Origin of the sequence: Chitinophaga sp. (genome assembly GCF_035538455.1) — a bacterium.
GTDB lineage: Bacteria > Bacteroidota > Bacteroidia > Chitinophagales > Chitinophagaceae > Chitinophaga.
Genome location: NZ_DATLKJ010000263.1, coordinates 1 through 14232, shown reverse-complemented (window position 1 = coordinate 14232; position 14232 = coordinate 1). Strand labels below are relative to the sequence as shown.

Here is a 14232-nt window from a genome sequence, read left to right as displayed (position 1 = left end):
TGAAAACCTGCGCCCGGTAATAATTTTCCCTGGTATAGGGGCATGAGGGCGCCGGTTACAAAGAGCATTTTTTTGCATAGCTTTGCATTGGTTTGGCTTAAAAAACAGTTGTCCCGTAAAATTCAATTGTTCACGATAGCTGCAAACCATTCAACCGGAGGTGGGTCGAAGCACCTTCGGTTTTTTATTTACAGACATACCTTTTTTGTTTATTGAAATCGATTGTTCACTGATAGATGATCATGTAGCGGTTGTTTTTTCCGGTTGATGAAATGAATTACAGTTGTTGATTTAATTTAGTTGGTGACAATAAGTTGGCGGCCTTCCAGGCGGAAACGGACACCCGATTCACGCAGAAAAGTTAATACGCTCGAAAGATTCACATCACTTCCTATTTCTCCGAAGAAAGTTATATCAGGCGGTGTTGTTTCATATACCACATCAATATCATACCAGCGGTTCAGCAGTCGCATTATTTCCGGCAGCTTTCTGTCCTGGAAGCTGATCACACCATTTTTCCAGGCCATCACAGCGGCAGTATCTGCATTGTTCAGCAGGCGCCGGTTACCGTTGCGGCTGAGATACAGCTGCTGCGCAGGTTTCAGGATACCTGCCCATTGCTTCACCTTCATTTTGATGGCTCCTTCCATAAGCGTGGCCGTAATACCCCCTTCATCAGGGTAAGCATTGATATTAAAATGCGTACCCAGCACTTCTGTGCTGGTACTGTCATTAATGTCTACAACGAACGGCAGGCGTTTGTCTTTCGCCACTTCAAAATAAGCCTCACCACGCAACGTTACTTTTCTTTCATGCCCGGTGAACGCCGTCGGGAATCGTATAGCACTGGCGGCATTGAGCCAAACCAATGTACCATCAGGCAGTTGTAGCCTGAATTTACGGCCACGTGGTGTCGATACAGTATTATAACCAGCGTCAGTGCCCTCCGCTGCATCATAGGCCAGTTGGCCATTATAGAGAGATACTTTCGTGCCCCGCTGTGTGGTTACTACACCATTACCCAGGCTGTCCAGCACCAGCTGACTGCCATTGGCCAGCGTAAGCACAGCCCCGTTACGGGCCGGCTGTACATCAGCCGCAACAGGCATTACGGCCGGAAGTACTGGTTTTCCGGAACGCTGCATAAAAAAGTATACAGCCGTAGAACCCAGCAACAGTATAGCTGCTGCGGCCATCCACCAACGCGTGCCCACCCTGCGCTGCATATTACCGGCGGCCAGGATACAGCTGATCTGTGGTTCATATTGCTGCGTATCATAAGCAGGATCTGCTGGAGCAGTGCTGTACAATTCATTGATCAGCTCCGCCCAGTCATCATCACCGCCAGCTTTGCCCAGTTCTGCAAACAACTCGGCCGTCTCAGCAGGCGTGGCAACGCCGTCGTAATGACGCTTCAATAAAAACCTATAATACTCTTTTGCTTCCACTGAAAAAATGGTGCTTTATCCCGATAGACGCAGAAACATGTTCACTGTACTATGCGCCCTCAAAAATAATTATAAAAGCCCCGCAAGCAGCAGGATGATCACTACCGGCAAGCGCTGGCCGGTGTGCTGTTCGAGGTAATCGCGTATGAATCTCCTGGCTGTAACCAGCTGGTTCTTTACCGTATGCTCCGATATTTTCAATGCCCCCGCTATCTCTTTACGGGATCTGCCCTCCTGCGTGCTCATCATAAATATTTCACGGCGGGAATCCGGTAGCTTATCCACCGCCTTGCTGATCAACCCCTGCAACTCCTTGGCATAAAATGCTTCCGGCAGGTTATTATCGTCCGGTATCTCATCATCCGGAATATGTCCTTCCTGGTCTATTCTCCGCGCATGCTTTCTCAAAACGGAAAGTGAATAATTGGAAGCCATCGTATACAGCCACCCGCCGGGATTTTCAATGCCCTCCAACGTGTCGCGCTGCAGCCATACTTTCAGAAACACTTCCTGCAACACTTCCGCGGCTTCATCGTCGGATTTCAGCAGCTTCCTGACAGCACCTGACAACACTGCATTATAGCGATGATACAACATACGGAAAGCCGCCTCGTCCCCGCGGGCAATGCGCGAAAAAAGTATCCTGTCCTCGTATAATTTCAGTGCTTGATCCAATTTTCCTCCAGCTATAGCAGAACAAATATAATCGTTACCAGGCGTTCCCGCAAAGGCGCTGCACCAATACAATGTTGTATTTTAATATTATTGTCACTATCTTGGTTAAATGTTTAAAATACCTTTAAAGCACCATGGGGGAGCCTGTAGATGAAGAACGCCCAACCGGTACGCCAGCAAAGCAGAACACAGCAGCTCTTGAACCGCTGTTTAAAGAGTATTATGCGGTACTGCTCGCATATGCATGCAAATATGTAACACGCGAAACCGCAGAAGATATCGTCCACGACGTTTTCATCCAGCTACATAAAAAAAGTACAGATCTCCATATCAACACCAGCATCAAAGCCTATCTCTTCCGCAGCATCCACAACGCTTGCCTCGATCACATCAAACGCCAGGCCGTTCACCAGCGCTATGTGAACGCCGCCATCCCCGGACTCACCGAAGCAGAACTGGACTACTTCAACCCCGACGGTCCCCGCCAAAGCCTGTTACAACAAGATAACCTGGAGGCCAGCGTATGGCAGGCCATAGATGCCCTCCCCGCCAAATGCCGCGAAGTGGTCATACTACGCTACCAACAAGGACTCAAAACCGGCGAAATATCAGCAACAATGGGCATTTCAGCCCGCACTGTAGAAACACAGCTGTATAAAGCTATCAAACAACTGAGAAACATCGTCCGCAGAACCCACACTTTCCTCAGCACCATTATCCTGTTTTAAGGAGCACTTATATTAACTTTCTCCTCCAAAGAAAAAATTTTCAGAAAATCTGTACGTAGTTATTATCCCTTCGTCGTCTAAATAATATGACATGACTCCTTTTAATACTAACGGATTGGATTATACGATATTGATAAAATTTATTGATGGCACAGCAACGCCGGCAGAAGCCGCCGAAGTAACCGCCTGGCTGGAAGCCGCTCCCGGCAACCGCGAATTGTATTTCCAGGTAAAGGATATACTGGACCAGCAATACGCCCTGCATGTCACACAGGACGAAACAACGCAACGCTGGCAACAGATAGCCACACAGCTGCAGGAAACAGCCGCCCCCACTCCCATAAGAAGGCTGCGCTGGCTGAAATACGCCGCCGTAATACTGGTGCTGGTGATCGCCGCCGGGATGGCCGCCTATGTGTTGCTGCAACAACCTAAGCAACCATCCCTCACCATGCTCGTGTCGGAGAAAACCACCGTACAGTCCATCCTCCTGCCAGATAGCACACGCATATGGATCAAACCCGGCGGCACACTTCAGTACCGCAACGTGAAAAATGGCTTGCGCGAATTATGGCTCAATGGCAGCGGCTATTTTGAAGTAGTAAAAAACACCGCTGTTCCATTTAAGATACATACAACCAATATAAATATAATAGTACTGGGTACGTCATTTACAGTAAACGATGATAAACACGATGCCAGCGTGATTGTAAATTCCGGATTGGTAAAAGCCTCCGCCCTCCACCAGGAAACAATCGTACGGCCCGGTGAAAGAGTCGCCACCAAAGGCGGTAGCCTGCAACTGGATCGCGTAAATGCGCAGCTATATGCCGCCTGGAAAGACGGTGATTATAAATTTGAAAACACTTCTGTCCACGAGATCAAAGAACTACTGCATATCAACTATGGATATGATGTAGAAATATTACAACCGCAAAAATTCCGGAACACCCGCATCAGTGGGCGCGTACTGATCACAGACGAACTGAGTTTGTGCAAATCGCTGGGGGGTATGCTCGAAGCTGATGTAAGGAAGGAGAATAACCGGATCATTATTCAACCAAAGTAAAAAACCGCGATTAAACAATTAAGTAAACGCCAGAGCTGATTAATTAAACAGAAAAAAAACTTTATCCGAAAACCAATGCTGCAGGCCTTCCTGCGGGTACAGTGACTTTGTTTTTTTCTGAAAGGAATCTTTTCATGTGAGCTGCACATCTCACTGGAAATTATCCCTGATTATTTATTTATCGATTTATGTAGTCTTTAACCAAAATTTTTATCCGTTATGAAATTTGGATCTCTACGGCTTTGCCTGAAGGGAATGGCCGGCCTGTGCCTGTTACTGAACACCACAGTATCTGCTGTCCACGCGCAGGATGCTGTAGCCGGTATCCCGGAACAGTATTATCAGCAACACCGGAAACAAACGCCTCCCGACACAGGCCCCGCTAACCAGGTCATATCCCTGAAAGATGCGCTGGAAAAAATCTATACCAAATACCAGCTCAGGATAGCAATGAACGAAAAATATGCAAAGAATATTTTTCTGGCAGACAAAACACTTAACACTGGCGCCACAGCTGCTATCGCCTCCCTGCAGAAAATACTGCAGGCATATGGCCTTACACTTAATATGACTGGCGCCTCCCAATATATCATCACCCCCGCAGAACCACCCCGCACCGCACCGGTTCACAAACCTGCCGTAAAGGTAAAGGTATCCGGAACCGTCAAAGACAAACTCGGCGCGCCGCTATTTGGCGTCACCATCAGAATAATCAGGAATCCTACCGGGACAACCACCAACGAAAAAGGCTACTACGAACTGGATGTAGAGCCAACAGACTCGCTCGAATTTTCCTACGTCGGCTATCAGACGCAACAGATAAGCGTCAGAAACCGGGTAGACATCAACGTGGAACTGCTGGCAAAGGAAGGTGGCCTCAATGAAGTAGTGGTAGTAGGTTTCGGCGCACAGAAAAAAATCAGCCTGGTGGGCGCACAGTCCACCATCAAACCGGAAGAACTGAAACTTCCCGTGCGCAGCCTCACCAACGCACTCGGCGGCCGCCTCGCAGGCATCGTAGCCGTACAGCGTAGCGGCGAACCCGGCTACGACGGCTCCGATATATGGATACGCGGTATCTCTACATTCGGCTCAAGTCCGCGCGGGCCACTCGTAATCGTAGACGGCGTACCTGACCGCAGCATCAACGATATAGACCCCGAAGACGTGGAAAGCTTCACCGTATTAAAAGACGCCTCCGCCACCGCCGTATATGGTACCCGCGGCGCCAACGGCGTTATCCTCGTCAACACCAAAACAGGCCGCCCCGGCAAACCACAGATCAACGTAGAACTTAACCAGGCCATCACGAAATTTACACAACTACCTGAATTTGTAGATGCACCCACCTTCATGCGCCTCTACAATGAAGGATTGCAGATGCGTGGCAGAGCGCCATTATACACAGAAGACAGGATACAGAAACATATAACCGGCGAAGACCCGGACCTCTACCCCAACGTAGACTGGTTCAATGTGCTGTTCAATAAATACGGACAAAACAGAAGAGCCAACCTCAATGTACGCGGCGGCTCCGAATTTGCCACCTACTACATTTCTGCAGGCTACTACTCCGAAGTGGGTATGCTGAAACGCGATAACATTCAATCCTACAACTCCTCCATCAAACTGGACAGATACAACTTCACGACCAACGTAGATGCGAATATCACAAAAACCACTAAACTGGAACTGGGCGTAAACGGCTTCATCATCAACAGTAATTATCCCGGCATCGGCACAGGAGCATTATTCAATCTGGCTACTCAGGTTCCGCCGCATCTTATTCCGCCGCAATACTCCAACGGGCAGTGGCCAAAGATCCCCGGCGGCAGCTATCCCAGCCCCTATCGCAATCTTACGCAGTCTGGTTATGCTACCGAATTCCGTAATACTATCCGTTCAAATATAAGACTCCGGCAAAATCTCGACTTCCTCGTGAAAGGACTTTCATTCACCAGTATGTTCGCCTTCGATTCCTACGGCTGGAATAACCTCAACAGGAAGCGGGAAGTGCAGACCTATTACGCGTCAGGCCGCGACTCCGCCGGCAATCTGATCACCAAAATTGTAGATCCCGGCTCCAACGTGCTGGGCTTCGAAGTATCACGCGGAGGCAACCGCCGCTTCTACACAGAAACGGCCCTGAACTATACACGCAAATTCGGGGATCATGATGTGTCCGGATTACTGCTCTACAACCAGTCCGATTATGTCGATGCAGATGCCGGCACATTGATCAGCTCCATTCCTTTCCGCGTAAGAGGACTTAGCGGCAGGGCCACCTATGGCTATAAAAGCCGCTACTTCGCAGAAGCTAACTTTGGCTACAATGGTTCTGAAAACTTCACACCAAAAAAACGTTATGGTCTCTTTCCTTCTTTCGGCGTTGGCTGGGTGGTGTCCAATGAAAACTTCTTCGCACCAGTGAGTAACGCTATCTCCTACTTTAAGCTGCGCTACACTTATGGCCTGTCAGGTAACAGTAACACCGGATCGCGCTTCCTCTTCCTCACCAGGATCAAAAGCAGTAACGATATCGGCTACACGTTCGGCGTGCCCGGTAACACCACCGGTTACAGTGGTTTGGAAGAAGACCAGATCGGATCTGAAGTAAGCTGGGAAACTGGTAAACGCCAGAACCTCGGCATCGAGATCAAAGCATTCCATGATGAACTCTCCCTTATCGTCGAGCTGTTCAAAGAACGTAGAACAGGCATCCTGCTCCGGCAGTATGACATCCCCTATTCTTCCGGATTCACCACCGACAACATACCGTACCGCAATATCGGTATCACAGAAAACAAAGGGGTTGATGTAACGCTCGACTATAATAAATCATTCTCTAAAAACTACTGGGTAGCCTTCAGGGGTAATTTCAACTTCAACATCAACAAAAATGTGTACGATGGCTTACCACCATGGCAGTACCCCTGGCTCAACCGCACCGGCCAGACCATTGATCAGCGCTTCGGATATGTAGCACTGGGCTTGTTCGCCGATTCGGCTGACATCAGCAAATCCCCCAAACAGGCCGGCGACGTACGCCCCGGCGACATCAAATACCAGGATCTCAACGGCGATGGCATCATCAACAGCTTCGATCAGAAAGCCATCGGCTACGGTCCTGTACCGCGCATCGTGTATGGGCTTAACTTCAGCGTGGGCATTAAAGGCTTCGACCTGAGCCTCTTCTTCCAGGGCGTCGCAATGGTAGACTTCATGTACAGCGGTGGCCATGGTACCAATCCATTCTTCGAAGGACCGACAATCGGCAACCTCTACACCGCAGCCACCGACCGGTGGACACCGGATAATCCCAATGCCCGGCCATTTTATCCACGTTTGTCAACCCGCCAGGATATCACCACCAACTACTACGCCAGTACCTGGTGGCTCAAAAGAGCCGATTACATCCGCCTGAAAAGCGCCGAGCTGGGATACACCTTCGGCCTCGCCAGACTGCAACGTTTCGGCCTTAAAAGCCTGCGTGCCTATGTGAACGGCACCAACCTCTTCACCATCTCGCCGTGGAAAATATGGGATCCCGAACTCGGCGACGGCAGAGGCACCGCGTATCCCAACACCACTTCGTACAACTTCGGTATCCGCGCCAGTTTCAAATAAAAACATAACAACATGACCTACTCATACAAAAGAAATATATGCCTGATCCTGCTGCTCCTGCTCACCGCAGCTGGCTGCAAAAAAGGCTACCTCGATACTGTACCGGACAACATCACCACCATGAAAGATGTGTTCACCAACCGGACCATGACAGAACAATGGCTCGCCAGACTCTACAACCCCATGCCCGATATGTGGAATCAGCCTTACAGTATCCCCTGGACAGGCCAATGCGATGAAGCCGACTATGCCTGGGTACAACCCGGTATCAACTCCGGCGCCATCACACCGGATAATGCAAGCCCCTCCTACTGGAACAGCTACTATCAGACCATCAGGCAAGCAGCCATCTTCCTGCAGAACGCAGATCAGAACCAGGAAATAAAAGCGCTGCCCGGAGGTGATAAACTGCTGAAACAATACAAGGCGGAAGCTCGCTTCCTCCGCGCCTACTACTACTGGCTGCTCATGCGCCAGTATGGCCCCGTAGTACTAATGGGCGAAACACCCAAATTACCGGAAGATAATTTCCAGATACCACGCAGCCCGTGGGACGAATGCGTAGCCTATGTACTTGCAGAGATGGACAAGGCGCTGCCGGATGTACCCATTCAACACGTGAATCCGGTTGATCCCGCACAACCCGATGTAACACAGACAGGACGCATCACCCAACCCATCATCCTGGCCGTGAAATCACAGATATTACTGTATCATGCCAGCCCTCTCTTCAACGGCAACACCGATCTGGCTTCCTTAAAAAACCCGGACGGCGCAACACTTTTTAACCAGAGCTATGATAAGGAGAAATGGAAGAAGGCAGCGGATGCAGCCAAAGCAGTGATAGACCTCAACCGCTGGGAACTCTACACCGTCGCTGATGCTGATCCATTCCGCGCAGCCTTCCTCTCCTGCCGCAACCTCTTCTTCGACGGCTGGCAGAAAGAAGCCATCTGGATACGCACTTCATCTGCACACGTCGGCAACTGGGAACGCCACTGCTCTCCCCGCTGCGCCAACGGCCAGGGCTGGAACGGAATCGCCGTTACACAGGAACAGGTAGACATCTTCAGAATGGCAAACGGCAAAAACATTACAGATAACACCAGCGGCTATACGGAAAATGGCTACACCGCCACCGCTACGCCATACTACGTAAGCGGCACGTACAATATGTACACTAACCGCGAACCACGCTTCTATGTAGACGTTACATTTAACGGCTCCACCATTCCCGTGGTACCGGAGTCCGGACAAACCAGGGTGGAGTTTTTCTTCACCGGCAATTCCGGTAAAAACGGCGCACCCCGCGACTGGCCCACTACCGGCTATACAGCCCGCAAAAACATCCATCCCAATACCGACTTCAGAACAGGCCGTAGCTTCTCCCGCCCCGCCATGATGATACGCCTCGGAGAAATCTATCTCAACTACGTAGAAGCACTCAATGAATACAGTCCCGGTCATCCTGATATCCTGTTATATCTCAACAAAATCCGCAAACGCGGCGGCCTCGCTGACATACAACCCGGCCTCTCACAGGATGAGATGCGCAAACAGATACGGCTGGAGCGCCGCATCGAACTCATGTTCGAAGGACACCGCTACTGGGACGTACGTCGCTGGAAAGTAGCCAACGATCCCGATCAGCACCAGGGTGGCGCATTTCACGGCATGAATATAGAAAAGGGGAAATCATTATCTGATCCTGAATTCCATCAAAGGATCACTTCATTTACAAGAGCAGCATGGCAGAACAAATTCTATTTCTATCCGGTTCCGCAAAGCGAAATAGACCGGAATAAAAAGCTGGTGCAATTCCCCGGTTATTAGTATTTAATTATTGCCCTAAAGAACAAAAGGATCGCTTTTAAAGCGGTCCTTTGTTCTTTAAACACCTATATAAACAGAGGAACAATTGTTTCCAAACCAGAAGAATTCGGAGTCGGCTATTACGGTTTCGTGTTTGCTGATCCTGATGGCCATAAATTCAATGTATTTCATATGTAGATATGTAGCATTACAAAAGCAAATGGCTCATGCAGAATCAATCCGCACGAGCCATCCGCTTCGCTCTTCGCCCATCAAAAAAAATCAATCCGCTTCGATCTTCGCTCATCAGAATAATCAGTCAAATCACAAAAATCACAGTTCAGACAGTATCCGCTTCAATCTTCGCTGCATTTATGAAATCCCTACATTCCAAAATCCCCAAATCCCAAAATATTCAGTGGCTTGACACGAACTTCAGTCCTATGATAGAGGCGATAAGCGTGAATACAAAAAATATACGCCAGAAAGTGGCCGGTTCCTTGAATACCAGTATACCTACTACTACGGCTCCTACTGCGCCGATACCCGTCCATACAGCATAAGCAGTACCAATTGGCAACGTCTGGGTGGCTTTCATCAGCAACAGCATGCTGGCGGTCAGCGATACCAGGAAGCCTATCGTCCAGAATACAAGTGGTGTTCCCGTTGTTGTTTTCATTTTTCCAAGGCAGGAAGTAAAGCCTGTTTCAAACAATCCTGCGATGATGAGTATTATCCAGTTCATATCCTAAATATTTTATGTTATTGCCTGTCTTGACGATGCAAAGGTCGGCATAAGCAGGAACATAAATTTTAACATATGATAAAAAAAAGCGTCAGCGCAGCTCAGCACGGATACGGCTCAACGAAACCTGCGTGATGCCCAGATAGGAAGCAATATACCCCAGTTGCACACGCTGCAACAGCTGTGGCATCTGCTCCATCAGCTCTTTGTATCGTTCGGTAGCAGTTCTGAACTGCCTTGAAATAAAACGCTCTTCTGTCAGGATCAGCTCTTTCTCCAGCAACTTACGGCCCCAGTTCGCGAAGTGTATATCGGTATTGTACAGTTGTTCCAGGTCTTCCATCCTGATCCTGTACATCACGGCATCTTCCAGCAGCTCAATACTTTCATATCCCGGCGTATTGTTCACATAACCATAAAAGGATAACAGTACATCTCCCTCCATTCCAAACCAGAAAGTAAGCTCACTGCTCGTAAGATTACAATATGCACGGGCAATGCCCTTCTCCAGGAAATAGAGGTCCCTGCTGATCTGACCTTCCTTAAACAGGCGGTGCCCTTTCCGGCAGGTCACTTCCTCCAGCAGGGAGGAGAACTGCGTTACACGGTCTTCTGTCAGCGGATATACGGATCTGATCCTGGCGAGCGTATGCTGCATAATGAAAAAAAATTGTGATGTTATAGTGTATCGTTTACAAAATAACATCACAATTCTTATAGTTGCGCGGGAAATATGCTAATGATGATGGATAGCGGCAGAAGCAGTGACGCCGGATGGGCGTTCATACAGGCAGCAGCCGGGCAGCTTGCTGTACACTTCATCCGGAGCGGTCTCCGATTCGGTATCATGGCCTGCCGCGGCAATTCTTTTCTGGATGTTGGTGATGGTAACTTTGGCAGGATCATAGGTCACAGTCATCATGTTGGTTTTCAGGTCCCATTCTGCTTTAGCGATGCCTTCGCCGGCGGCTGCGGTTTCAATTCTCTTTTTGCACATGTTACAGCTGCCATATACTTTGAAGGTGTTTGTTTTGTTTGTCAGTGCGGAGAAAAGAGAAAAAATGTTTTTCATGATAAGGATGATTTAAGTAGATAGTTATCCGGTGATGACGGACATCGTTTAGAAGAAGCAATTAGATAGGAAAATGTTGAAGCAGGAATGAATGATCAGATGATAGATGCGGAGATCCTGGTAAACACGCCTGTGGTAAGTCCTGGTAGGTATACAGGTTGTATCGCTTTAAAGTCAGAAGGGCGGCGGTTTACAGGCTTTATGCATCTCCGCTCGCATCCACCGGTCGATACTTTACTTTTGCTGTTCTCTGTTTTTCTCTTCCACATTTTTGTCACTGCTTTGTTATCATTCTCATGATGGGCGGCGCCGTATGATGCAGCCGTGCAGAGAATTGACAATATCAGCAACCATGTTTTCATCTGCAACAAAAATAAAGTATTACGCCGATGATCTGATATTATTTTTTCTATCATTATGAGCTAATAATTATAAAGCCTCTGCCTTATAACCGGCTTTTTCAATAGCCTGCTGTATCTCTTTGCTGTTGGACCTTTCAGTGGATACGGTCAGCACCTTGTCGGGGCTTTGCAGGTCCACTTCCCAGTTGTCTGCGCCGGCTACTTCATTCAGTGCGGGGGTCACAGTGGCGATACATCCTGAACATTTGATATTGGTCTTAAATTGTACTGTTTCCATTTTTGTTATTTTTAAAGATGATAATTGTTTTGTTGTTGTTTGATGATGTAAAATTACATGCTTCCTTTGCCCTAGCCGTTATACAATTAACAGGAAGATTAATATAATTATAAGCCGGTCTTATAACTTAGATGCCTTCAGACGCAGGCTGTTACCCACAACGCTTACAGAGCTCAAAGCCATGGCTGCACCGGCAATCATCGGATCAAGCAGGAAGCCGTTGATCGGATACAGGATACCGGCAGCTACTGGTATACCGATGATATTGTAGATGAATGCCCAGAAGAGGTTCTGCTTGATAGTGCTCACCGTTTTACGGGACAACTTCAGCGCTTTGGGAATACTGTTGAGATCAGAAGTAATGAGCGTCATCTTAGCTACATCCATCGCAATATCAGAACCTTTACCCATCGCAATGCTGACATCTGCCTGAGCCAGTGCATGTGAGTCGTTGATACCGTCGCCCACCATTGCCACCACTTTACCTTTCTCCTGCAGTTCTTTTACGAAGGCGGCTTTATAGGCAGGCATCACCTCAGCTTTATAAGACTTAATGCCCGTTTGTTGTGCCACCGCTGCGGCGGTGCTGGCGTTATCGCCAGTGAGCATGTACACTTCTATGCCACTGCGCTGTAAGGTTTCAATAGCTTCGCGGGAAGATGCTTTGATCTTGTCGGCTATTGCTACAATGGCCAGCAGCTGACCTTCGGTAGCAAAGTAGATCACAGTTTTAGCAGCTGTCTGCCATTGTGCTGCCTGGGCAGCCATCTCAGCATCGACGTTAATATTGTTGTCGCTGATCAGTTTGCGGTTACCGGCAAAGAAACGGCGGCCTTCATAAGTACCCCTGATGCCTTGTCCGGTAATACTTTCAAACTGTTGCATCGGAACGGTTGCAGTACCCGCTTCGCGGAGATATGCTACCACGGCTTCTGCCAGCGGATGTTCGGACTGTTGTTCAATAGCGTATAAAACAGGAGCCGGTTTATCATCGCCATTCCTCCATAAAATGTCTGTCACTACAGGTCTACCTTCTGTGATAGTACCGGTTTTATCAAGGATGATGGCATTCACTTTATGTCCCAGTTCCAGGCTCTCAGCATCCTTAATAAGAATGTTGTTCTCTGCACCTTTACCTACGCCAACGATGATAGCGGTAGGTGTGGCCAGGCCGAGCGCACATGGACAAGCGATCACCAATACGGTCACTGAAGTGAGCAGCGCGTGTGTGAAGGCGTTGTTGCTGCCAAGTACCATCCACGTAATAAAGGTGAGTATCGCGATGCCTATTACCACCGGTACAAAGATCCCGGCTATCTTATCCACCAGTTTCTGCACGGGCGCCTTACTGCCCTGCGCTTCCTGCACCATTTTGATAATATGCGCCAGCAACGTATCCGCACCTACTTTCTCCGCTTTGAAACGGAAACTCCCTTTCTGATTGATAGTGCCCGCAAACACATGATCGCCGCTATTCTTCGCTACAGGCACAGGTTCACCGGTAATCATGCTCTCATCTACATAAGATTCACCACCTGCTACCATACCATCTACAGGAATCTTTTCTCCGGGCTTCACCAGCAACAAATCATTCACTTTTACCTGTGAGATAGGTATCTCCTGCGTTTCGCCTGATTCAGTGATCAGCAATACTGTCTTGGGTTGCAGCCCGATCAGTTTTTTGATGGCAGAAGATGTATTGGACTTAGCTTTTTCTTCAAGTAATTTACCCAGAGAGATAAATGCAATAACCACAGCGGCTGCTTCAAAATATACGTGGGCGTGTAACCCGCGCTGGTGCCAGAATGCAGGATATATGGTATTGAAGGCACTAAACACCCAGGCAATACCGGTACTAAGCGCTACCAGCGTGTCCATGTTGGCTTTACCATATTTCGCCTGCTTCCATGCGTTCACAAAGAAACTACGGCCCAGGAAAAACACCACCGGCGCTGATAAAGCCAGCATGACCCAGTTGCCGTATGGCATATTCATAAAGAACATCCCGATGATCACAACAGGAAGCGATAACACGGAAGCCCAGATAGTACGTTGTTTCACCGCCCGGTAATGTTTACGCTGTGCAGCTTCCTTCACTTCTTCCCGGTTCTCTTTTTCTATTACAATATCATAACCGATAGAACGTACGCTTTGCTGTAATACCTCCGGCGTTACCGCCTGATGATCGTATTGTACCCAGGCTGTCTGGTTGGCGAAGTTAACGCCGGCATCGGCTACGCCCGGAACAGATTTTAGTATTGATTCCACACTAATGGCGCAGGCTGCACAGGTCATTTCCAGTACGGGGAATGTTTCTTTGGCCAGGTCTGTCGTTTTGCTGACAGCAGCTTCAGGCTGCGCGGATATAGTCGTTAACATAGTTCGTAATTTTATATCACAAAGCTACATCCAGGAGA

At 48.6% G+C, this 14232-nt stretch carries 12 protein-coding genes; 4 read left to right on the top strand and 8 right to left on the bottom strand.

Features of this window, described 5'->3' with window-relative positions:
* Positions 1–296: 296 nt before the first annotated feature.
* Both VM802_RS30310 and VM802_RS30305 read right to left on the bottom strand, forming a co-directional pair.
* Positions 297–1418 (bottom strand): FecR family protein, encoded by a 1122-nt coding sequence (locus VM802_RS30310; protein ID WP_325537938.1) that lies wholly within the window; start codon positions 1416–1418, stop codon positions 297–299.
* A 99-nt stretch (positions 1419–1517) separates the two neighbouring features.
* Positions 1518–2123 (bottom strand): RNA polymerase sigma factor, encoded by a 606-nt coding sequence (locus VM802_RS30305; RefSeq protein WP_325537936.1) that lies wholly within the window; start codon positions 2121–2123, stop codon positions 1518–1520.
* Positions 2124–2257: 134 nt separating this feature from the next.
* Between VM802_RS30305 and VM802_RS30300 the strand changes: the two genes are divergently transcribed.
* The 4 genes from VM802_RS30300 to VM802_RS30285 all read left to right on the top strand — a co-directional run bounded on the left by VM802_RS30300 (position 2258) and on the right by VM802_RS30285 (position 9380).
* Entirely contained in the window at positions 2258–2851 is a 594-nt protein-coding gene (locus tag VM802_RS30300) for an RNA polymerase sigma-70 factor (protein WP_325537934.1), read from the top strand.
* 91 nt (positions 2852–2942) lie between these two features.
* Positions 2943–3920 (top strand): FecR domain-containing protein, encoded by a 978-nt coding sequence (locus VM802_RS30295; RefSeq protein WP_325537932.1) that lies wholly within the window; start codon positions 2943–2945, stop codon positions 3918–3920.
* Positions 3921–4139: 219 nt separating this feature from the next.
* Entirely contained in the window at positions 4140–7547 is a 3408-nt protein-coding gene (locus tag VM802_RS30290) for a SusC/RagA family TonB-linked outer membrane protein (RefSeq protein WP_325537929.1), read from the top strand.
* Positions 7548–7559: 12 nt separating this feature from the next.
* Positions 7560–9380: a RagB/SusD family nutrient uptake outer membrane protein gene (locus VM802_RS30285; protein ID WP_325537927.1), complete on the top strand. Its 1821-nt coding sequence runs from the start codon at positions 7560–7562 to the stop codon at positions 9378–9380.
* A gap of 394 nt (positions 9381–9774) precedes the next feature.
* Here VM802_RS30285 and VM802_RS30280 read toward each other — a convergent pair whose 3' ends face one another.
* From VM802_RS30280 to VM802_RS30255, 6 genes are all read right to left on the bottom strand, one after another.
* Positions 9775–10104 (bottom strand): DMT family transporter, encoded by a 330-nt coding sequence (locus VM802_RS30280; protein WP_325537923.1) that lies wholly within the window; start codon positions 10102–10104, stop codon positions 9775–9777.
* 91 nt (positions 10105–10195) lie between these two features.
* Positions 10196–10762 (bottom strand): Crp/Fnr family transcriptional regulator, encoded by a 567-nt coding sequence (locus tag VM802_RS30275; protein WP_325537921.1) that lies wholly within the window; start codon positions 10760–10762, stop codon positions 10196–10198.
* A 78-nt stretch (positions 10763–10840) separates the two neighbouring features.
* A complete protein-coding gene (locus VM802_RS30270) occupies positions 10841–11176 on the bottom strand; it encodes a heavy-metal-associated domain-containing protein (RefSeq protein WP_325537919.1) in 336 nt (111 codons plus the stop codon).
* 95 nt (positions 11177–11271) lie between these two features.
* Positions 11272–11538: a hypothetical protein gene (locus VM802_RS30265; RefSeq protein WP_325537917.1), complete on the bottom strand. Its 267-nt coding sequence runs from the start codon at positions 11536–11538 to the stop codon at positions 11272–11274.
* 67 nt (positions 11539–11605) lie between these two features.
* Positions 11606–11815 (bottom strand): heavy-metal-associated domain-containing protein, encoded by a 210-nt coding sequence (locus tag VM802_RS30260; protein ID WP_325537915.1) that lies wholly within the window; start codon positions 11813–11815, stop codon positions 11606–11608.
* Positions 11816–11935: 120 nt separating this feature from the next.
* Entirely contained in the window at positions 11936–14194 is a 2259-nt protein-coding gene (locus VM802_RS30255) for a heavy metal translocating P-type ATPase (RefSeq protein ID WP_325537913.1), read from the bottom strand.
* Between the last annotated feature and the right edge of the window lie 38 nt (positions 14195–14232).